Here is a 20791-nt window from a genome sequence, read left to right on the forward strand (position 1 = left end):
GTTTATCCTTGACGGGCGGCGCGCTGGGCGCGTCCGGTGAAGCGGCGCTCGAGGGCATTCGCCCAGCGCGGCGCGTTGGCGTCGTTCTGCCAGCCGTGCACGGCGACGCTGACCTGGTTCAAGAGGCTATCCGGCAGTTTCAGCGGGCGGGTTTCGTCCATCAGCAACTTGGCGGTGAGGTTGTAGCCGACGATGCGCGCGACGAGGCGCGAGATCGAGAAGCCGCGGAACACGAGGCGCCCGATCGCATCGATCGCGCGCACGAGACCGAAGCCCAGCGCGAACAGGATACGCGCCGGCAGCGACACGTGGCCATCGAGGCCCAGGTCGCGCGACGCGTCCTTGCCGATCAGGTGGCGCGTCAGCAGCACGGGGAACGATTTCAACGGGCGCAGCGGCATGTAGCGCTGCATCGTCGCGACGAGCGCGGCGGCCAGCGGCGGGCGCGGGTCCGGGTTGCGCGCCTGGCCGCGCGCGCGCGCCTGGATGTCGATGAACATGCGTTCGGCGTCGTCCATCGTGTCCGTCATTTGGGCGCGCTCGATGCCGAGCACGTAGCCAAGCACGTTCCAGGTGTGCAGGTACGCGCCTTCGTCGTCCTTCTCCAGGCCGAGCCCAAGGCGGCGCAGCCCTTGCAGGAACACGTAGTTGAAGGTCAGCAGCGTATAGCCCAGTTCTTCCTGGTTGCACGGCAGGCCGACGCGGTCGACATCCCAGCCGTGCGCGTACAGCACTTGCGGCATCGTGCGGCCGTGCGCCAGCAGACGGGGGACGCGGCGCGGCGCGACGAGGGCGTCGGCCACGTCACCGCGCAGCACGAGGTGGCGGATCATCGCGTGGATCAGGCGCACCTTGATGGCCTGCGCCACGCCGCCGCCTGCCGGATCCGTGAGGCCGCCGTGCATCATGACGGGGAAGATCATGGCGGCGGTGGCGCGCACGCGGTAGTCCGTGTGCTGTTCCAGTTCGCCGGCCACGTGCAGCACGGCCGCGAGGTCGGGGATCACGTAGCACTGCGGCAGGCTGGCGCAGAACAGCAAGGTGCACGACGCCATGCTCATCTCCATGAACAGCACTTCGGCCCGCGCGATGAGGGCGCGGTCGGCCCACTCGGGCAGCACGCGCGCCTTGGCGACGTACTCTTCCAGCGCGGCGGCCATGTCGGTCGGCAGACCGGGGCTGGCGGTCCAGGCGTCCAGGTCGCCGTTCAGCTGCCAGCGTGCGATCTCCTTGTTCAGCAGCGCGATCGTGTCCGTGTCCGGACCGCCGGCGCGGCCGGGACCGAGGATGCGCGCGATCGTGGCATCGGCCAGCGGGTCGGCGCGCAGCGCGGGATTGTCGAACAGCCCGGGTTCGAGGTTGTCGCGTTTCATGCGGCCTCCTTGAATGCTTGCGGTGCAGGGCCTGCGGCGGTGTCGCGTGCGTCGTTGGCCGGGCGGACCAGGATCCCGCGCCAGCGCAGCAGCCCGAGCGTGGCCGCCAGCAGCGGGAAGCCCATCGCGAACAGCGCGATCGTGCGCGCCTCGACGGGGTAGCCGAGCAGCACCTGGAACACCATCAGGCCCGCGTACACGGACAGCGGCACGAGCACGTGGCGCAGCGTCGCGCCGGCGGCCGCGGGGGCGCGCACGCGCGCGCAGCGGCGGAATGCGAACAGGATCGCGAACGCCACCGTCATCCAGCCGGCGAACCCCTGCACCGTCTCGCCGAACCACCAGCCGTCCTTCTCCGTCATGATCCAGGCCTTCAGCACGTACACCATGTACGGATCGACGCCCAGGTCGTAGCACGTGACGACCATCGCGCCCAGCAGCGCCATCAGGGCGTCGTGACCCAGGGTCTCGGGCCCGTCGACGGGGTCCTGCCAGACGATCAGGTTAGCCACGACGTAGCCGACGTAGGTCAGTGCAAACCACATCATCGGGATCACGACGGGCACGTCGAGCAGGCGCGGTCCGAGCACGGGCGTGTACGTGTAGCTGCCGAAGAACCAGCCGTACGACGACCCCAGCTGCTCGGCGAGCCAGCCGAAGGCCAGGGCGATGGCGACGAGGCGCGTGGACGCGGCGCCGCCCAGCAGGTGGGCCGCGCTGGCCCAGCTGCAGCCGAACATCGCCAGCGAGCTGGCGACGAGCAGGACGGTGCTCTCGCCGCCGATGCGCTTGGCGAGGACGAGCAGGAAGAGGACGAGCAGGGTGGCGGCGGCGATGGGCAGGCGACGGTGCGGCGACGGGGTCATGACAGGCTCCAGGGGCACGGCTGACGATCAATGCGGCCGCCCGGAGGGACGGCCGCGCTCTAAATCAGAAGCGGTAATCGAAGCGGACGTCGGCCGTGCGCGGTTCCGTCGGCACGGTGAGGCCGGAGGAACTGATCGTCATCGGCCGCACCTCGTTCTCGAGGTTGCGCACGCGCGCGAGCACGCTCCAGCGCGCGCCGTCCGGCGTCCAGCCCGCATGCAGGTCGGATTCCGTGTGGCCGGGCACGCGGAATTTCAGGCCCGCCTGCGGCACGCCCAGCAGATAGCTCGCGCTGGCATGGGTGCCGACACCGGCCGCCAGCTGGCCGCCGGCGAGGTGGAAGCGGTGTTCCCAGCCGAGCGCCAGCGTGCGTGCCGGCGTGCGGTCGAGCTTCACGCCGGACCACGAATGCACGCCGTCCGGCACATAGCCGACGTAGTGGGCGTCGAGCAGGGTGAGGGCGTACGTGGCCGTGTCGGCCCGCGTCGCGCGCACCTGGCCGTCCGCTTCCAGGCCGCGTACGGCGGCTTCGGCGGCGTTCGTCGTCTCGTAGCGCGGCCGGCCGTTCACGACGACTTCGTTGGACAGCTGCAGGTCGCGGTAGTCGTAGTGGAAGGCCGCGACGTTCAGGCTTGCGCGGCCGTCCCAGAAGCGCGTCTTGACGCCGGCCTCGTACGCGCGCACGGTCTCCGGGCGGTACGTGAGGCTGGCGGCCGGCAGCGCGGACGTCGGCAGGCAGCCGACGCCGTTGCGGGAGTCTCCCGCCACGCAGCCGTCGTTGAAGCCGCCGGCCTTGTAACCCGTGGCGACGGCACCGTAGACGAGGGTCGCGGGCGACAGGTCGTAGTCGAGGCCCAGGCGCCACGTCGTCCTGTTCGTCGCGATGCGGCCCGCGTTCAGGTCGCGCAGGTCGGTGGCCGCGTTGAACGTGGCCGCGCGCTGGTAGCCGATGTAGCCGGTGCGCGACTTGTCGTCTTCCGTATAGCGGGCGCCCGCGGTGGCGCGCAGGCCGTCGACGAGGCGATAGGTCGCCTGCCCGAACACGGCCTTGCTTTGCGAGCGCACGGGATCATTGGCGAACACATAGTACGGCGGCAGGCCGACGAGCTGCAGGTCGCGGAAATAATAGACGTCGCGCGCGCGCTCGCGGAACCAGTACACGCCGCCCTGGGCGGACAGCGGGCCGGTGCCGTTCGTCGCGAGGCGCAGTTCGTGCGAGTCCTGGTTGTAGCTGCCGTTGAACGGCTGGCGCACGCCCAGCGCGACGGCCGGCGCGACGCGGTAGTAGAAGTTGTAATCGTAGTCGTGGTCGAAGCTGCGGTGCGCGCCGAGCCACGACAGCGTGGCCGGACCCAGGTCCCAGTTCAATTCCGCCGTCAGGGCGGACGTCTTCTTGTGCGAATAGCCTTGTTCGAAGCGGGTGTTCGGCGGATTGAAGCGGTAGGTGAGGCGCTTGTCCGTGCTGTCGCCGTTCCACACGGGGTTGCCCGTCGCGATGCCGCTGTAGAAGTTCGAATCGGGCACCGTGCTGTCGTTGTTGCTGTTGTCGCGGCTCGCTTCGTAGCGCACGAGCAGCGATGCATTGTCGCCCAGCGCCAGCTTCGCGGACAGGCGGGCGGCGCGGTCGTCGCGGTCCAGGCCCAGCGTGCGCGGCGTGTTCGAGCCGTTGCTCAGGTACGGGTCGTGCTTGTTCCACGTGGCGGCGGCGCGCAGCGCCAGCACCGCGTTCACGGGCACGTTGACCATCGCGCCGACCTTGCGTTCGCCCCAGTTGCCGAACGTCGCGTTGACGTCGCCTTCGAAGCGGTTCACGGGCGCCTTCGTGATCACGTTGACGACGCCGGCCGTCGTGTTGCGGCCGTACAGCGTGCCTTGCGGACCGCGCAGCACTTCCACGCGGTCGACGTCGTACAGCGCCGTGTTCTGGCTCTGCGGCCGCGCGACGTAGACGCCATCGACCATGAAGGCGGCGGACGGGTCGCCTTTTTCCGTGACGTCCGCGTTCGACACGCCGCGGATCGTGATGCGCAGGCCGTCGTAGGAATTTTCGAGATAGGTGTTGGGCAGGCGCGCGGCGAGGGCGCCGGGCGTGTCGGCGCCGATCGCGTCGAGGTCCGCAGCGGTGAGCACGGACAGGGCTACCGGCGTCTTCGATTCCGGCGCCGCCGTGCGCTGCGCCGTGACGATCACTTCCTGGACGGCCGTGCCGTCCGCCTGCGCGCACGCGGGCGCGTGCAGTGCGCCGCACGCGATCGTCGATACCGATACGGCGAGCAGCTTAGGGTTCAACCGACCCCGTGTTGTTTTCATGGACTTCCCCAGTTTCTTGTAGTCGTTGCTTCGCCCGGTAGTTGCCAGGCGCCGCCTGCGTGGATTCTCGTGAGGCTTTATTGCAGGCGGGTGAAACGGAGGAGTCTAACAGGTAGTGCGAACGGGCAATAGTGTTGACATACCACAAATTGATACAGAAATGATTACGGGCCGTAGCATTTAAACCACGATTTGGTTAATTTTTTTGAAATGTTGATGGAAGTGCAGCGCTTCCGGCATGCGCGCCGGACAGGCGATGAGCCGCTGCCGCGGCGGCCGAAGCGCGGGGCGCCGTCAACAAATCCGCGCGCGGATAGGCCCAGCTCGGCACCGGTTGCGGGCATGGCGCCGCGGCGAGGGCCGCGTGGTCGATCGTGGAAAAGTTGCGGCCGCCCGGTGGACTCCAGCGCGCATCCGTCGCCGTCGTCGCGCCGACCGATGGCGCGCGGGCGAAGCGCATCCAGGCGTTGAAGTGGCAATTGGTCGCCTGCAGGCCGCGCAAGCGGGCAAGGTCGTCGCGCTCCTCGGCCTGCCACGCCAGTCGGGCGTCGGTGCCGACGGCCCGGCCGGCGATCGGCGCGGGGCAGTGGGCGACAGGCGTGATCGCGGGTGCGACGCTGAGCTGGCCGCGCCGCAGGTGGTAGTCGCCATGCGCCGCGTCGACGGCCACCGTCACGAACGACCAGCACAGCGGATTCGCGGGATACGCGGACAGCGCCGTGTCGAGCACGCGATCGTGCGGATCGAGGCGGACGACAGCCGCCGCGGTGATGGCGCGTGCCTCGTGCAGCGCGACCGCCTGGATGCCGACGAACGCGAGCGACGCGGCCAGTCCTGCGCCCGGCGCGGCGCGGCCGCGCGGTCCGTCCACGCGGCGCGCGATCCACGCCAGCGGCAGGCCGAGCGCCAGCAGCCCGGCCAGCGAGCCCCATTGCAGGAAGCCGGCCGCAGTCACGCTGATCGACACGGCCGCCAGCAGCGCGAGCAGCAACCCACGCGTCGTGCGTCCCCGCACGAGCGCGGCGAGCGGCACGCCGAACGCGATCCAGAACACGGGTTCGACGATGAACACGAGGTCGCCGTAATACCAGGACGGATCGAACGGCCAGAACGGATGGACGCCGTAGACGTTGAGGCCGTCCATCGCGATGTGCAGCACCGTGCCGACACCGGCCGTGACGACGGCCGCGCCGCGCGCGCGGCCGCTCGTGCGCAGCAACCGGCGCGCCGCGGGCCACAGCAGCCACACGAGCCCCAGCAGCACGACGATTTCGCCGCAGGCGCCCAGCAGCGTGTGCGTGTGGCCGCGGTGATGCAGCAGATAGCCCAGCGGCGGCGCCAGCAGGTGCGTGAGCACGAGGTCTAGATCGGGGAAATTGCTCGCCAGGCAGCCGAGCACCAGCAGCAGGCGCGTACGCACGCGCTGGTCGTCGGGAGACGTTTCGGGGGCGACGCTGCGGTCGATCAGGGCGCCGATGCCGAGGCCGACGACCGAGTGGGTAATATTATCCATCCTGCAATCTTACCCAAACCGCAAGACGATGTGCGGGCTAGGCCAGCGCCAACGTCGCGACATAACCGTCCGGCATGGCGAGCGGCCGGCAGCGGCACGCTGCGAGCCGGGCATCGAGATCGGCGCGCCACTCCGCCAGCGCCAGGCCCCGGCACTTGAGACGCGCTTCACGCTCGCTCCACGCACGCGCGAACGCGGCGGCGCGCGCGGGCGCGGGAACGCGCGCCAGCGCGGCCGCGGCGGCGGGGCCGAGGTAGTCGTGGGCGACGGCGTGCCAGTCCGGCACGTCCGCCACGCGCATCACGTCGATGCCGGCGTCGCCGTCGAGGCGTAAGGCGGCCACGGACACGTCGCCATCATGGCTGATCGCGAGATCGACGTGGCGACCGTCGTCGATGCGGGCATACGGTGCCTCGCCCGGTTCGCCGCACAGCCGGATCCGGGAAACCGGCAGCGCAAGCGCGTCCGCCAGGGCGGCCAGCAGGGCGGTGCGGATCGTCTGCCTGGCGATCGCGCGGTCCTTCATGCCACGCACGCCGACGACGTGCACGTCCGCGCCGGCGGCCGGCAGCGCGAGCCGGCCATCCGACCACCAGCGGACGGACACGGCCTCCATCACGCGCGCTGCGGCGCCGCAGGCAAGCCGTTCCACGCGGTGGCGGCGGGGATGTGCTCGCCCTTCATGACGAGGGTCAGCGGGCCGATACGGGCGTTGTCGCCGACCTTCGCGCTGTACAGCACGGCGCTGCGCGGGCCGAGGTAGACCTTGCTGCCGATGTCGACGTGGTCGATCTTCATTACGCGGTCTTCGAACAAGTGCGTCTGCGGGCACGACAGCGCATTCAGTTCGCTGTGGTCCCCGATCGTCACGCAGTCGAATTCCGTGATGTCCGTCGTGTCCATGTACACGCCGCGGCCGATGCGGCAGCCGAGCAGCTTGAACGCGAGCGGCAGCCACGGCGTGCCGCGCAGGTAGCGCATGAAGTTCGGCACGGCGATGCCTTCGTACATATTCGTCACGCCCTCGGACAGCCACACGAACGGCGTCCACATGGGCTCCGCGCGTTTTTTATAACGGCCCAGCAGCAGCCATTTGAACGCGAGCACGAACAGGTAGTTGCCGATGCCGTAGGCGAGGCTGATGAGGGCGAGGTCCCAGACGACTTCGCCCCAGCGGCCGGCGCCGGCGATGGGCATCAGGTCCAGCACGACCGTGTAGCCGACGGCGATGACGACGGCGTGCGGCGCGACGATGCGAAAAGCCTCCACGAGCGCGCGGCCCAGGCGGCGTGCGGGCGACGGCCGGTACGTCAGGTGCTCCGGATAGCCGCTCACCTGTTCGCGTGCCGGCAGGTGGATCGGCGGCGAGCCGAGCCACGTGTCGCCGCCCGTCATGCGCTCGTTCGCCGGGGCATGCGTGTGCACGCCCACGAGGACGCCTTCCGGCAGCACCGTGCCGTCCGGGATGTAGCTGCCGTTGCCCACGAAGCTGCGGTTCGAGACGACGGTCGCTTCCATCGTCATCCAGCCGCCGTCGATCTGCTCGTCGCCCAGCATGACGGCATCGGCGATGAACGTCTCGTCGCCCAAGGTGAGCATGTCGGGGACGACGCCCAGCGCCGTCGAGATCTCCGCGTCGCGCCCGACTTTCGCACCCAGCAGGCGATACCAGAACGGCGCGAACACGGTCGCGTAGATGCCATGCAGGACGTTCAGGCTCGATTCCTGGATGTGACTCACGAGCCACTTCTTGCAGTACGCATTGCTGTGCACCGCCGAGCGTCCCGGCATCATGCGGGGCAGGAAGCCCCAGCGGATGGCGGCCGAGACGAGCATCGTCAGCGCGATCAGCACGGCGGACGCGGGCAGCGCCAGCACGAAATAGCGCAGCAGCTGGCCCTGGATCGAGTTCTGCGCCAGGATCGGCATCGTCCCGCGTTCGTCGAACCAGTCGATCAGCACGAAGCTGGGGAAGACGGGCATGAAGAACAACGTCGCGACGAGCAGCATGCCGAACATGAAGAACAGCGCCTCGCCCACCAGGCGCGCGCGGCTGACGACGGGGCGGGGCGGCAAGGTGGACGGATCGAATGCGCCCGCGTCGCGCGCGGGCGAGCCGCCCCACACGCGGCCGTCCGGTACGCTGGCGCCGTCCGGCAGCGCGGACTGGCCTTCCAGGTGGCCGCGCCGGCCCACGCGGGTATTCCCCTCGAGGATCGCGTACGACGACACGCACGCATCGTCGTCCAGCGCGATCGTGCCGAGGATCAGGCGGCCCCGTTCCACGCGCGCGTTCTCGAAGTTGGCGGCGTTGCCGATGCTGACGTTATCGCCGATGTCGAGCAGGTCCGGGGCGCGGATCGTCAGTGAACCGATCACGACGTCGTGCCCGACCTTCGCGCCCAGCAGCCGCAGATACCACGTGTACAGCGACGAGCCGGCCAGCAGATACGTGGGCGCGGCCTCGACGAGCCGGTCGGACAGCCACCAGCGGAAATACGTCGCGCCCCACAGCGGATACACGCCCGGCTTCAGGCGGCCCGCGACGAGCCACTTGCCGCCGATGGCGAACACGAATTCCAGCAACGTGGCGAGCAGGAACACGACGATCGACGCGGCGATGGCGCGCGGCACCGAATCGCCCGGATCGCCCGTGAAGAAGTGGTACGTGAAGAACGGCGCCAGCCACTGTGCCATGCGCAAGGTGATGAGCACCGGGACGGTCGCCAGCTGGGCCACGCCGCACAGCCAGCGGCGCGTGTTGTCCGGCGGCGTCCAGTCCGGCTCGATGGCCGCGGTGCCCGCGGCCTGGTCGAGGCCGGAGGCGATCGCGCCGATCTGGCGGTGCTGGTAGATGTCGCGCACCGTCACGTGGGCGAAGCGCGGATCGGTGCGCAGCGCCGTCGCGAGGCGGGCGGCGAAGAACGAGTGGCCGCCGAGGTCGCTGAAGAAATCCAGCTCGCGCCGGATCGGCTGGCCCGGGAACAGCTTGCCCAGCGCCGCGAACAGCGCTTCTTCTCCCGGCGTTTCCGCCGCGTCCGACTCGGCCGGATCGCTGGGGAGCGGGGCCGACAGGGCCATCGCCTTCAGCGCCTTGCGGTCGATCTTGCCGGACGTCAGGCGCGGCATGATAGTCAGGCGCTCGAATCGGCTCGGCACCATGTACGGCGGCAGCTTGCCGGACAGCGCGCGGCGCAAGGTGGCCGGTGACAGCTGCTCGTCCGTTGCGCCGGCGGCGGGCACGAGGTAGGCGACGAGGCGGTCGATGCCGTCGTCCTTGCGCAATAGTACGGCCGTCGTGCCGACGCCGTCCTGCTGCGCGAGCTGGGCTTCGATCTCGCCCAGTTCCACGCGAAAGCCGCGGATCTTGACCTGGTCGTCCGTGCGGCCCAGGCACACGACCTGGCCGTCCGGCTCGATGCGGGCGAGGTCGCCCGTGCGGTACAGCCGCGGATCGTCGGGGCCGGAGCGCCACGGGTTCGGCAGGAATTTCTCGGCCGTCAGGTCGGGGCGGCCCAGGTAGCCGGACGACAGGCCCGGCCCGATGATGCACAGCTCGCCCGTGTCGCCACGGGGCAGGATCTGCAAGCCCTTGTCCGTCTCCGTGTGGATGACGAGCAAGCCGTAGTTCGGCAGCGGCGTGCCGATCGTGATCAGGCGGCCGGGCTCCAGCCGCGCGAGGCTGGCGGACACGGTCGCTTCCGTGGGGCCGTACGTGTTGAACATCTGGCGGCCCGGCTTCGAAAAGCGCTCCACGACCGTCTCCGGGCACATCTCGCCGCCCAGGTTGATGATGCGCAGGCTCGGCACGTCGTCGGCGAACAGCGCCAGCAGGGTCGGCACGGCATGCAGCACGGTGACATGGTTCTCCGCCAGCAGCCGCGGCAGCGCTTCCGGATCGCCGGCCGTTTCCTTCGGCCCGATCCACAAGGTGGCGCCGACGAGGTAGGAAATCCAGATTTCCTCGAACGACATGTCGAACGCGACGGAAAAGCCCTGGTACACCTTGTCCGACGCTTTGACGCCCAGCACTTCGTTCTCGCTGCGCAGGAAGTGGCAGATGCTGCGCTGGTCGATGAGGATGCCTTTCGGCTTGCCCGTCGAGCCCGACGTGTAGATGACGTAGGCGGGCGCGTCCCCGGCGACGTGGCCGCGCCGGCGCACCGTGTCGCCGTCGGGCGCGGGCGCGAGCAGGGTTTCCGCCGTGTGGATCGGTTGCGTCACCGGGCCCAGGCGGTCGCGCATGCGCTCGCTGCTGACGAGGGCAGGGGAGCCGGCATCTTCCATGCAGACGAGGAGGCGCTCGACGGGGGTGTCCTCGTCGACTGGCAGCCAGGCGGCACCTGCCTTGGCGATGGCGGCCTGCATGACGAGCAGGTCGATGCCGCGCGGCATCCACAGGCCGACGATGTGGCCGGGCCGGATGCCGGCGTCGATCAGGCGCGACGCGGCCAGTCCGGCCTGCGCGTCGAGCTCGGCGTACGTGAGGTGGCGGTCGCCGGCGATCAGGGCAATCTGGTCGGGCGCGCGGCGTGCGCTGGCCTCCAGCAGGTCGGCCAGGATTTCGTCGCGCAGCAGCTCGGGCTGGTGCGGACCGTAGAGGACATCGGGATGCCGTGTGAGAGAAGAAATATCGTTCATCAACGGCTACAGTTGGGGTTGGTCGTGAGGTTTATCAAGCGAGAACACGATGCTCATCAATGCGAATCTAACAATCCTGGCGGCCACATGCGCGCAGGGTACCTCATTGTAACGGCCGGGCGTCGCAACGTTTTTCTTCACTCGTGTGCCGGACCGGGCGACCGGCCGCACCACGGCGTTCACGGAGATGAAAATGCTGCACTCGCACAATGCACCCTTGCTCAGTCGTGGTGCATGAAAGCCCCGGGAAAAATCATATTCCTGGCGCGGATGTCTGCTATTCAAACAATAAATTATCGTTCGATTGTGCGATGCAATATATTTAAGTCGTAGCAGCAAACCTTTCGAACCTCTGCCTATTGGAGCTCATGATGAACGCCAAACTTCGCATCGCCGCTGTCGCAACCGCCCTGTCGCTGACCACGTTTGCCGCCCACGCCGCCGAGCCGGTCACCTCCTCGCGCTCCGCCCGCTGCGCCGCGCCTTACTACCCGGCCTCGTGGCAGGACGACGGCATCCAGGGCCGGGTCCGGGTCGCCGTGCTCGTCGGCGCGGACGGTTCCGTGCAGGACGCGAAAGTGGTGGAGTCGAGCGGCTACCGGACCCTGGACAGGGCGTCGCTGCGCGCCGGCTACCATTGCACGTTCGCCGCGCCGAAAGCGGGCGACAGCGCGGCCGTGTGGACCACGGTGCAGTACAAGTGGGTCTCGAACTGACGCAGGCAGCGTGCGACGCCGGTCTGTCGCATCAGCGCAGCCGGTTGGGCATTTTTGATCCACATCAAGGATAGCGCCACGCGTGATTTCATAAAATTTCCGTAGATCAATTATTCCTCCGGAAATCAGGGAGTCACGCGTGCGCACCAACCTGCCCGTCACGGGCATCGAATACCCATTGCGGGATGGCCAATCCATCGTGTCGAAAACGGACACGAAAGGCCGCATCACCTACGTCAACCCCGCGTTCATCGAGGTCAGCGGCTTCACGGAAGCGGAGCTGACCGGCAAGGCCCACAACATCGTGCGCCACCCCGACATGCCGCCCGCGGCGTTCGCCGACATGTGGCAGACGCTGCAGGCGGGCGAGCCGTGGACGGGTCTCGTCAAGAATCGCCGCAAGAACGGCGACTTCTACTGGGTCACGGCGAACGTCGTACCGATCAAGGAAAACGGCACGACGGTCGGCTACATGTCGGTGCGCACGCGCCCGGCGCGCGCCGACGTCGAACGCGCAGAAGCCCTCTACAAACGCATGCGCGAGGGCCGCGCCGACGGTATCGCCATCCGCCGCGGCGCCGTCGTGCGCACCGCGTGGTGGGCGCGCCTGCAGGGCCTGCGCCAGCTGCCGCTGGGCCGCCGCCTGGGCATCATGATGGGGACGCAGGCCGCGCTGATGCTGCTGCTGGCGGGTGCCGTGCAGGGCTGGGGGTGGCGCGCGGCGGCGCTGGCCGGTGCCGTCCTCACGCTCGTAGCCTGGGCCGAGCTGCAGCGCGCCATCGTGACACCCATGCGCCGGGCGCTGGACGCCGTCCACGCGCTGGCCGGCGGCGACCTGTCGCATCTTCCCGCGCCGGGCCGCGACGACGAGATGGGCCGCCTGCTGCGCGCGCTGCGCCAGCTGAACGTCAACCTGACGGCGATCGTGGGCGACGTGCGCGCCGGCGTCGTCTCGATCGAGGCGGCCACGCGCGACATCGCCGAGGGCAATATGGATCTCGCGCGCCGTACGGAATCGCAGGCCGCGAGCCTGGAGCAGACGGCCGCGAGCCTCGCGCACATCGCGGCGGCCGCGGGCCGGAACACGGACAGTGCGGAGCGCGCCGACGGCCTGGTGGGCGAAGCGTCGCGCGTGGCGGGGCGGGGCGGCGACGCCGTGCAGCAGGTGGGCAGCACGATGGGCCAGATCAGCGGGTCGGCCACACGCATCGTGGACATCATCGGCCTGATCGACGGCATCGCTTTCCAGACCAATATCCTCGCGCTGAACGCCGCGGTCGAGGCGGCGCGCGCGGGCGAGCAGGGCCGCGGCTTCGCCGTCGTGGCGGGCGAAGTGCGCAGCCTCGCGCAGCGCTCGGCCGGGGCGGCGAAGGAGATCAAGGCGCTGATCGAGGATTCCGTGCACAAGGTCGGGCAGGGCAACGAGCTCGTCGACGCGGCGGGGCAGACGATGCGCGCAGTCGTCGCGTCCGTGCGGGACGCGGCGGCGATCATGGGCGACATCACGACGGCGTCGCGCACGCAGAGCCACGGCATCGCGGAAGTGAACGCGGCGCTGGCGCAGCTGGACGGCATCACGCGCGAGAACGCGGGCCTCGTCGAGGAATCGGCCACCGCGTCGGCCAGCGTGGCGGAGCAGGTGGGGCATCTGGGACAGGTGCTGTCCGTATTCAAGCTGGCGCGCTGATGGCCGGGCGGGCCAATCCTGTTGCGTAGCAGGCCCGGCTCGGCGGTTTTTGATGCAAGTCAAGGATTTTGCGAAGCCGCCTCAATAGACTCACCGCATATGTTACGCGCCGCCGGCCAGGAGTTTCCAAGATGTTCGATGCAGTCCCCGCAACCGCTTCCGCCACCGGCGAGCCCACGGTCGAGTTCGACGCGGACCTGATCGCCCGGCTGAGCCGCAACGGTCCGCGCTACACGTCGTACCCGACGGCGGACCGGTTCACGGAATCGTTCGGCTACCGCGATTTCCTGCGCGCCGTGGCCGACCTGCGCACGCGCGGCGCCGGCAAACCGCTGTCGCTGTACGTGCACGTCCCGTTCTGCGCCACCGTCTGCTACTACTGCGCCTGCAACAAGATCGTCACGAAGGACCGCGCAAAGGCGGCCACGTACCTCGCCTACCTGAAGCGCGAAATCGAGATGCAGGGCCGCCTGTTCACGGGCATCAATGACGTGGAGCAGCTGCACTTTGGCGGCGGCACCCCGACGTACCTGTCCGACGGGCAGATGGACGACCTGATGGCGCACCTGCATCGGTGCTTCCATTTTGCGCCCGACGCCGAAGGCGAATACTCGATCGAGGTCGACCCGCGCACCGTGTCGGCCGAGCGCGTGCACAGCTTGCGGCGCCAGGGTTTCAACCGCATCAGCCTGGGCGTGCAGGACTTCGACGAGGACGTGCAGCGGGCCGTCAACCGCATCCAGCCGGAGGCGGAGACATTGGCCGTCATCGCGGCCGCGCGCGCCGCGGGTTTTCGTTCCGTCAGCATCGACCTGATCTACGGCCTGCCGAAGCAGACGCTGGACACGATGCGTGTCACGCTGGACAAGGTCGTCGCCGCCGCGCCCGACCGCATCGCCGTCTACCACTACGCGCACCTTCCGCACCTGTTCAAGCCGCAGCGCCGCATCATCGATGCCGACATGCCCGCCAGCGCCACGAAGCTCGCCATGCTCCAGCTGTGCATCGAGCGGCTGACGGGGGCCGGCTACGTCTACATCGGCATGGACCATTTCGCGCGGCCCGACGACGACATCGCCGCCGCGCTGCGCCAGGGCCGCCTGCACCGCAATTTCCAGGGCTATTCGACGCACGCGGACACGGACCTCGTCGCCTGCGGCGTGTCCGCCATCAGTGCCGTGGGCGCCACGTACAGCCAGAACGTCAAGACGCTCGATGCCTACTACGATGCGCTCGACCGCAACGAGTTGCCGGTGGCGCGCGGCGTACGGCTGTCGATGGACGACGCGCTGCGCCGCAGCGTGATCCAGAAGCTGGTGTGCCAGTTCGAGGTGTCGATGGACGCGATCGAACTCGCGTTCCCCATCGTGTTCCGCACGTATTTCGCGGCCGAGCTGGCGCAGCTGGCCGGGCTGGAACGCGACGGACTCGTGGAGGTCGGCGACGACTGGATCACGGTCACGTTGAAGGGGCGTCTGTTGATCCGCAACGTGTGCATGGTGTTCGACCGCTACCTGGCCACGCGCCCGGCCGGCGTGCACTCGAAGACGGTGTGACGGCATGAACCTCGTCGCCCTCGTTCCCGTGTTCGTCGTCGGCCTGCTGGGCAGCGTCCACTGCGCCGGCATGTGCGGCGGGATCGTCGGCGCGCTGTCCGTGGCGCCCAGTGTCGGCCGCGTCGTGCCGGTGAAAGTCGTGACGGCGCGCGCGCCGCTCGCCAACGTCCTCGCGTACAACACGGGTCGGATCGGTAGCTACATGCTGGCCGGCGCGCTGGCCGGCGGCCTCGCGCAGGGGGCGAACGCGCTCACGCGGCTGCCCGCGCTGCAGGCTGGTGCGTACTGGCTCGCGAACCTGATGCTCGCGGCGCTCGGCCTGTACCTGATGGATGCGTGGCGCGGCCTCGCGCGGCTGGAGCGGGGAGGGCAGGTCGTGTGGCGCGGCGTGAAGCCGCTGCTGCGCACGATCGGGCCGCTGGACGGCCCTGGCCGCATGCTCGCCGCGGGCGCCGTGTGGGGCTGGCTGCCATGTGGGATGGTGTACAGCGTCCTCGTCACCGCGATGCTGAGCGGCGGCGTCGCCAGCGGCGCGCTCGTGATGCTGGCGTTCGGGCTCGGCACCTTGCCCATGCTGCTGGGCCTGGGCCTCGCGGGCACGCGCCTGCGCGCCGCGCTCGCGCGCCCGCGCGTGCGGCACGCGTGCGGCGCCCTCGTGCTGGGCTTCGGCCTGCTGGGCCTCGCGCGCGCGGCCGACGGCCTGCCGCACGGCTGGATGCAGGACGTGTGCCTCGCGCCGGGGACGCACGCATGACCGCCGCCTGCGTCGACGACGTCGCCGCCTGCTACCACTGCGGCCAGCCGGCGCCGGCGGGGAGTCTCTGGTCGGCCGTCGTGGACGGCGCGGCGCGTACCATGTGCTGTCCCGGTTGCGCGGCCGCGGCGGAAGCGATCGCGGACGCGGGCCTCGCGGATTACTACGGGCAGCGTACCGCGTTCGTCGTGCCGGCCGCCGACGATGCCGACCTCGCGCGGCTGCGCGCCTACGATGACGTGGTCGACGCTGGTGACGCCGTGTTCACGGTCGAAGGCATCCGCTGTGCCGCGTGCGTGTGGCTGATCGAACGCCGCGTGGCCGCGCTGGCCGGCGTGACGGAAGCGCTGCTGAACGTGGCGACGGAACGCTTGCGCGTGCGCTGGGACCCGGCCGCGTGCCGCGCGAGCGACATCCTGGCCGCGCTGCGCACGATCGGCTACACGGCGTATCCGCTCGACGCGCAGCGCCAGGCCGCTCACCTCGAGCGCGAGCGCAAGACCTTGTTCCGCCGCCTGTTCGTGGCGGGCCTGTCGATGATGCAGGTGATGATGTACGCGTTTCCCGTCTACCTGGCGACGGACGGCACGATGGACGCGGACATGCGCGCACTGATGAACTGGGCGGCGCTGCTGCTCACGGTGCCGGCCGTCGGCTACGCGGCGTGGCCGTTCCTGCAGGGCGCGTGGCGCGACGTGCGGCGCTGCGTCGCGGGCATGGACGTGCCGGTCGCGCTGGGCATCCTCGCCGCGTTCGGCGCGAGCGCGGCCGCCGTCGTGCGCGGCCGGGGCGACGTGTACTTCGATTCGATCACGATGTTCGTGTTCCTGCTGCTGGGCAGCCGCTACCTGGAACTGGACGCGAGACGGCGCGCCGCCCGCGCGCTCGAGGGTCTGCAGCGGGCGGCCCCTGCGACGGCGCTGCGCATGGCCGGCTGGCCGTCCGCACGCGCGACGGACCTCGTCGCCGCCGAGGACCTCGTGCCGGGCGACGTCGTGCTCGTCGCGCCGGGCGAAGCGGTGCCCGCGGACGGCAACATCCTCGAAGGCGACACGGAGATCGACCTGGCGCTGCTGACGGGCGAAAGCCGCACGCGCGGCATGGGCCCGGGCGACGCGCTGCCCGGCGGCGCCGTCAACGTCGCGCAAGCGATCGTCGTGCGCGTGACGAGCGGTGCGCGCGACAGCACCCTGGCGCTGCTCGTGCGGCTCGTCGAGCGGGCCGGCCAGAACAAGCCCGCGCTGGCGCTGTGGGCCGACCGCGTGGGCGCATGGTTCGTGCTCGCGCTGCTGGCGCTGACGGCGCTCGTGTTCGCGTTCTGGCAATTCGTCGATCCGGCGCGCGCGTGGCCGGCGGCGATCGCGGTGCTGGTCGTGTCGTGCCCGTGCGCGCTGTCGCTGGCGACGCCGACGGCGCTGGCTGCCGCCACCGACCGCCTGCTGCGGCGCGGCGCGCTCGCCGTCAAGCCGCACGTGCTGGAGACGCTGGGGCGCGCGACGCACGTCGTGTTCGATAAGACGGGCACGCTGACGCATGGCCATCCGATCTTGAGTCAAACGACGACGTTCGGCGGCGCGAGCCCGCGCATGGCGCTGCAGCTCGCGGCAGCGCTGGAGCAGGGCAGCGCGCATCCGCTGGCGCAGGCCATCCGCGATGCAGCCGGCCCGCCGTTGCTGGCGACCGGCATGTGGCACCACGCGGTGGGACAGGGTGTCGAAGGCGAGATCGGCGGCCGCCGCTACCGTCTCGGCAACGCGGCGTTCGTCGCGGGCCTGGCCGGCGGCGCTGCGCCGTCCGCGCCGGCCGGTGGCGCCACCGCCGTATGGCTCGGCAGTGCCATGGGCTGGACGGCGCGCTTCGATCTCGTCGACGCATTGCGGCCGGAGGCACCCGCCATCGTGGCCGGGCTGCGCGCGGCCGGCAAGACGGTGCTGCTGCTGTCCGGCGACGACGACGGGCCCGTGCGCGAGGCGGCCGCGCAACTCGGCATCGACCACGCGCTCGGCAATCAGCGGCCGGAGGACAAGCTGGGCGTCGTGCGCGGTCTGCAGGCGGAAGGCGCCGTCGTGGCGATGGTCGGCGACGGCATCAACGACGCGGCCGTGCTGTCGGGCGCGGACGTGTCGTTCGCGATGGGGCAGGGCGCGCAGCTGGCGCAGTTGCACGCGGACTGCGTGCTGCTGGGCGACGGCCTGGCGCCGCTGGCCGCCGCGCTGGACACGGCGGCGGCCACGTTGCGCGTGATCCGCCAGAACCTGGGCTGGGCCATGCTGTACAACGCGACCGCGATCCCCGCGGCCGCGAGCGGATTGCTGAATCCGTGGCTGTCCGGGGCGGGCATGGCGGCCAGTTCGGCGCTGGTCGTGCTCAACGCGCTGCGGCTGCGGCGCTGAGGCGCTGAGGAGAAAGTGATGGAAGCCTTGTATTTGCTGGTGCCGTTGTCCGTGATCGTCGTCGCGTTCGCCGTGTGGATCTTCTTCGGCGCGGCGGACAGCGGGCAGTTCGACGACCTCGAAGGGCCCGCCTTGCGTATATTGAACGACGAGTAGGGTGGACGGGTTCCCCGTCCACGCGGTGATACGCGACGGCTCCGATGTCGTGCGCGAGAACGGAGCCTCTAACGATCACCGCGTGGACGGCCGAGCCGTCCACCCTACATGCTGGGCCCGCGCCCCGTGCGCTGATCGTGCTCGATCCGCTCCTGGCACGCGATGCACGTCCGCACCGTGGGCGTGGCAAGCAGCCGCGCTTCCGGAATCTCGCGTCCGCACGACTCGCAGATGCCGATCGCCCCTGAATCCAGCCGGCCGATCGCGGCATCGATCTCGTGCAGCAGATTCGTCTCGTGCTCGGCCAGGTGTTCCTCGTTATGGCTGAGCATTTCGCCGGCCGGCGCGTCGTCGTTCTGACCCATGTGGGCGTTCGGCGCGATCGCGGGGCGGTCGTCCGTATCGCCGGCCGTGCGCGCGCGCACCGTGGCGAGCACGTCGTCGCGGCTCTTGTGCAGGCGCTTGCCGAGTTCTTCGTGGAGTTGCGGTGAGATTGGCGGCATGGTCGTCGTCCTTTGTGTCGGTCAGTTTGCGGTCGGTGTGGCGGGACCATCGAGCCTCATGTTTGACTCAGGTCATCTCGTCCCTTCGTAACGCCAGTCTGCTTTCAGCAACACGGAAGCAGCGCGCTTCTTCCTTCGACCCAATCTGGACTTTTTGATTCACATCAAGGATTTCGAACCCCCAGGAAACCTACCCTGACGGTGTCATCTTTTCTTCTTATCGCAGGGAGTGCATCTTGGACAGCAGTCTAAACTATAACGACAAGATCGTGCGCCAGTTTGCCATCGCCACCGTCTTCTGGGGCGTGGTGGGCATGCTGGCGGGCGTGTGGATTGCCGCGCAGCTCGCCTGGCCGGCATTGAACTTCGACATCCCATGGCTCACGTACGGACGGCTGCGGCCGCTGCACACGAACGCGGTGATCTTCGCGTTCGGCATCTGCGGCCTGTTCGCCACGTCCTATTACGTCGTGCAGCGCACGTGCCAGGTCCGGCTGTTCTCGGACAAGCTCGCGGCATTCACCTTCTGGGGCTGGCAGGCCGTGCTCGTCTCGGCCGCGATCAGCCTGCCGCTGGGCTTCACGCGCGGCAAGGAATACGCCGAGCTGGAATGGCCGATCGCCATCCTCATCGCCGTCGTGTGGGTCGTGTACGCGATCGTGTTCTTCGGCACGATCGTCAAGCGGGCCGTAGCGCACATCTACGTCGCGAACTGGTTCTTCGGCGGCTACATCCTCGCGGTGGCGATCCTCCATATCGTCAACGGCATGTCGATGCCGGTCAGCTTCATGAAGTCGTACTCGATGTATGCCGGCGTGCAGGACGCGATGATCCAGTGGTGGTACGGCCACAACGCCGTCGGCTTCATCCTCACGGCGGGCTACCTCGGCATGGTGTACTACTTCATCCCGAAACAGGCCGAGCGTCCCGTGTATTCGTACCGCCTGTCCATCGTGCACTTCTGGGCGCTGATCTTCACGTACATGTGGGCCGGCCCGCACCACCTGCACTACACGGCGCTCCCGGACTGGACGCAGTCGATCGGCATGGTGTTCTCGCTGATCCTGCTGGCACCGTCGTGGGGCGGCATGATCAACGGGATCATGACCCTGTCCGGCGCCTGGCACAAGCTGCGCTCCGACCCGCTGCTGAAGTTCATGATCGTTTCGCTGTCGTTCTACGGCATGGCCACGTTCGAGGGCCCGATGATGTCGATTAAAACGATCAACTCGCTGTCGCACTACACGGACTGGGGCATCGCCCACGTGCACGGCGGCGCGCTGGGCTGGGTCGGCTTCATCACGATGGGCTCCCTGTACTACCTGATCCCGCGCCTCGCGGGCAAGAAGCAGATGGCCAGCATGGCCCTCGTCGAGACGCACTTCTGGCTGGGCACCATCGGCATCGTGCTGTACATCGCCGCGATGTGGATCGCCGGCGTCATGCAAGGCCTGATGTGGCGCGCCGTGAACCCGGACGGCACCCTGACATACACCTTCGTCGAAGGCGTCAAGGCGACCTATCCCTACTACGTGATCCGCTTCGGCGGCGGCCTGATGTACCTGAGCGGCATGTGCCTGATGGCGTACAACACGTGGCTCACGCTGCGCGGCACGCGGACGTCGGTGGTGCGCATCCCGGCGCCGCACCACGCCGCCGCGCACGCCGCCCCGGAACACGCCTAACCGGAACCCGCAGGAGAAACCATGAAATTCACCCATGAGTGGATCGAGAAGAACCCCTGGCTGCTGATCGGCCTGATCCTCGTCGTCGTGTCGTTCGGCGGCCTCGTCGAGATCGTGCCGCTGTTCTTCCAGCATTCGACCACGGAGCCCGTCGCCGGCCTGAAGCCGTATTCGCCGCTGCGCCTGGCCGGCCGCGACGTCTACATCCGCGAAGGCTGCTACAACTGTCACTCGCAGATGATCCGCCCCTTCCGCGCGGAGACGGAGCGCTACGGCCACTACTCGGTCGCCGGCGAATTCGTCTACGACCACCCGTTCCAGTGGGGCTCGAAGCGCACGGGCCCGGACCTCGCGCGCGTGGGCGGCCGCTATTCGGACGAATGGCACCGCACGCACCTCGACAACCCGCGCGACGTCGTGCCGGAATCGAACATGCCGGGCTATCCGTGGCTCGCGCAGACGAAGCTGGACCCGCAATCCATCGTGCCGAAGATGCGCGCGATGCAGCGCCTGAACGTCCCCTACACGGAGCAGGACATCAAGGATGCCCCGGCCCAGCTGGCCGACAAGACGGAGCAGGATGCGCTGGTCGCCTACCTGCAGGGTCTCGGTACGCAAATCAAGAATCGGAATTAGG

Annotated in this window: 15 protein-coding genes; 8 read left to right on the forward strand and 7 right to left on the reverse strand. The window is 69.1% G+C overall.

From position 1 onward, the window contains the following. Positions 1–2: 2 nt before the first annotated feature. From NX784_RS02790 to NX784_RS02815, 6 genes are all read right to left on the reverse strand, one after another. Entirely contained in the window at positions 3–1373 is a 1371-nt protein-coding gene (locus NX784_RS02790; protein WP_258815176.1) for an oxygenase MpaB family protein, read from the reverse strand. Next, a complete protein-coding gene (locus tag NX784_RS02795; protein ID WP_258815177.1) occupies positions 1370–2239 on the reverse strand; it encodes a carotenoid biosynthesis protein in 870 nt (289 codons plus the stop codon). Before NX784_RS02795 ends, NX784_RS02790 begins: the two co-directional genes overlap by 4 nt. Before the next feature lie 64 nt (positions 2240–2303). After that, entirely contained in the window at positions 2304–4550 is a 2247-nt protein-coding gene (locus tag NX784_RS02800; protein WP_258815178.1) for a TonB-dependent receptor, read from the reverse strand. 196 nt (positions 4551–4746) lie between these two features. Next, a complete protein-coding gene (locus NX784_RS02805) occupies positions 4747–6063 on the reverse strand; it encodes a metal-dependent hydrolase (protein ID WP_258815179.1) in 1317 nt (438 codons plus the stop codon). Positions 6064–6100: 37 nt separating this feature from the next. Continuing rightward, positions 6101–6715, reverse strand: coding sequence for a 4'-phosphopantetheinyl transferase superfamily protein (locus NX784_RS02810; protein WP_258815180.1), 615 nt, complete (start codon positions 6713–6715; stop codon positions 6101–6103). After that, complete coding sequence (locus tag NX784_RS02815) at positions 6679–10704, reverse strand: Pls/PosA family non-ribosomal peptide synthetase (protein ID WP_258815181.1); 4026 nt, start codon at positions 10702–10704, stop codon at positions 6679–6681. The genes NX784_RS02810 and NX784_RS02815 overlap by 37 nt, the downstream gene beginning before the upstream one ends. A gap of 371 nt (positions 10705–11075) precedes the next feature. On the opposite strand from NX784_RS02815, the gene NX784_RS02820 reads away from it, so the two are divergent. The 6 genes from NX784_RS02820 to ccoS all read left to right on the forward strand — a co-directional run bounded on the left by NX784_RS02820 (position 11076) and on the right by ccoS (position 17966). Beyond that, positions 11076–11420 (forward strand): energy transducer TonB, encoded by a 345-nt coding sequence (locus NX784_RS02820; RefSeq protein WP_258815182.1) that lies wholly within the window; start codon positions 11076–11078, stop codon positions 11418–11420. Between the two features lie 139 nt (positions 11421–11559). Next, positions 11560–13107 (forward strand): methyl-accepting chemotaxis protein, encoded by a 1548-nt coding sequence (locus NX784_RS02825; RefSeq protein ID WP_258815183.1) that lies wholly within the window; start codon positions 11560–11562, stop codon positions 13105–13107. A gap of 131 nt (positions 13108–13238) precedes the next feature. Further along, a complete protein-coding gene (gene hemN, locus NX784_RS02830; protein WP_258815184.1) occupies positions 13239–14663 on the forward strand; it encodes an oxygen-independent coproporphyrinogen III oxidase in 1425 nt (474 codons plus the stop codon). 4 nt (positions 14664–14667) lie between these two features. Further along, entirely contained in the window at positions 14668–15417 is a 750-nt protein-coding gene (locus NX784_RS02835) for a sulfite exporter TauE/SafE family protein (protein WP_258815185.1), read from the forward strand. Further along, a complete protein-coding gene (locus NX784_RS02840; protein WP_258815186.1) occupies positions 15414–17810 on the forward strand; it encodes a heavy metal translocating P-type ATPase in 2397 nt (798 codons plus the stop codon). Before NX784_RS02835 ends, NX784_RS02840 begins: the two co-directional genes overlap by 4 nt. Positions 17811–17828: 18 nt before the next feature. Next, positions 17829–17966 (forward strand): cbb3-type cytochrome oxidase assembly protein CcoS, encoded by a 138-nt coding sequence (ccoS, locus tag NX784_RS02845; RefSeq protein ID WP_166860239.1) that lies wholly within the window; start codon positions 17829–17831, stop codon positions 17964–17966. Between the two features lie 104 nt (positions 17967–18070). On the opposite strand, the gene NX784_RS02850 is transcribed toward ccoS, so the two are convergent. Further along, on the reverse strand, positions 18071–18469 hold the full coding sequence (locus NX784_RS02850) for a TraR/DksA family transcriptional regulator (RefSeq protein WP_258815187.1): 399 nt from the start codon (positions 18467–18469) through the stop codon (positions 18071–18073). Positions 18470–18705: 236 nt separating this feature from the next. Between NX784_RS02850 and ccoN the strand changes: the two genes are divergently transcribed. Both ccoN and ccoO read left to right on the forward strand, forming a co-directional pair. Beyond that, positions 18706–20154: a cytochrome-c oxidase, cbb3-type subunit I gene (gene ccoN / locus NX784_RS02855; protein ID WP_258815188.1), complete on the forward strand. Its 1449-nt coding sequence runs from the start codon at positions 18706–18708 to the stop codon at positions 20152–20154. Between the two features lie 21 nt (positions 20155–20175). After that, the gene (ccoO, locus tag NX784_RS02860) at positions 20176–20790 is read left to right on the forward strand and encodes a cytochrome-c oxidase, cbb3-type subunit II (protein ID WP_258815189.1); all 615 of its coding nucleotides are present in this window, start codon (positions 20176–20178) and stop codon (positions 20788–20790) included. Position 20791: the final 1 nt, after the last annotated feature.

This window comes from Massilia pinisoli, from assembly GCF_024753285.1.
GTDB classification, from domain to species: Bacteria; Pseudomonadota; Gammaproteobacteria; order Burkholderiales; family Burkholderiaceae_D; genus Telluria; species Telluria pinisoli.

Excerpts from the sequence above, each read along its gene's own strand:
- NX784_RS02805 (WP_258815179.1), bottom strand. The coding sequence starts at position 6,063 with ATGGATAATATTACCCACTCGGTCGTCGGCCTCGGCATCGGCGCCCTG.
- NX784_RS02840 (WP_258815186.1), top strand. The coding sequence starts at position 15,414 with ATGACCGCCGCCTGCGTCGACGACGTCGCCGCCTGCTACCACTGCGGC.
- NX784_RS02790 (WP_258815176.1), bottom strand. The coding sequence starts at position 1,373 with ATGAAACGCGACAACCTCGAACCCGGGCTGTTCGACAATCCCGCGCTG.
- ccoS (WP_166860239.1), top strand. The coding sequence starts at position 17,829 with ATGGAAGCCTTGTATTTGCTGGTGCCGTTGTCCGTGATCGTCGTCGCG.
- NX784_RS02850 (WP_258815187.1), bottom strand. The coding sequence starts at position 18,469 with ATGCCGCCAATCTCACCGCAACTCCACGAAGAACTCGGCAAGCGCCTG.
- NX784_RS02800 (WP_258815178.1), bottom strand. The coding sequence starts at position 4,550 with ATGAAAACAACACGGGGTCGGTTGAACCCTAAGCTGCTCGCCGTATCG.
- NX784_RS02820 (WP_258815182.1), top strand. The coding sequence starts at position 11,076 with ATGAACGCCAAACTTCGCATCGCCGCTGTCGCAACCGCCCTGTCGCTG.
- hemN (WP_258815184.1), top strand. The coding sequence starts at position 13,239 with ATGTTCGATGCAGTCCCCGCAACCGCTTCCGCCACCGGCGAGCCCACG.
- NX784_RS02835 (WP_258815185.1), top strand. The coding sequence starts at position 14,668 with ATGAACCTCGTCGCCCTCGTTCCCGTGTTCGTCGTCGGCCTGCTGGGC.
- NX784_RS02815 (WP_258815181.1), bottom strand. The coding sequence starts at position 10,704 with ATGAACGATATTTCTTCTCTCACACGGCATCCCGATGTCCTCTACGGT.
- NX784_RS02795 (WP_258815177.1), bottom strand. The coding sequence starts at position 2,239 with ATGACCCCGTCGCCGCACCGTCGCCTGCCCATCGCCGCCGCCACCCTG.
- ccoO (WP_258815189.1), top strand. The coding sequence starts at position 20,176 with ATGAAATTCACCCATGAGTGGATCGAGAAGAACCCCTGGCTGCTGATC.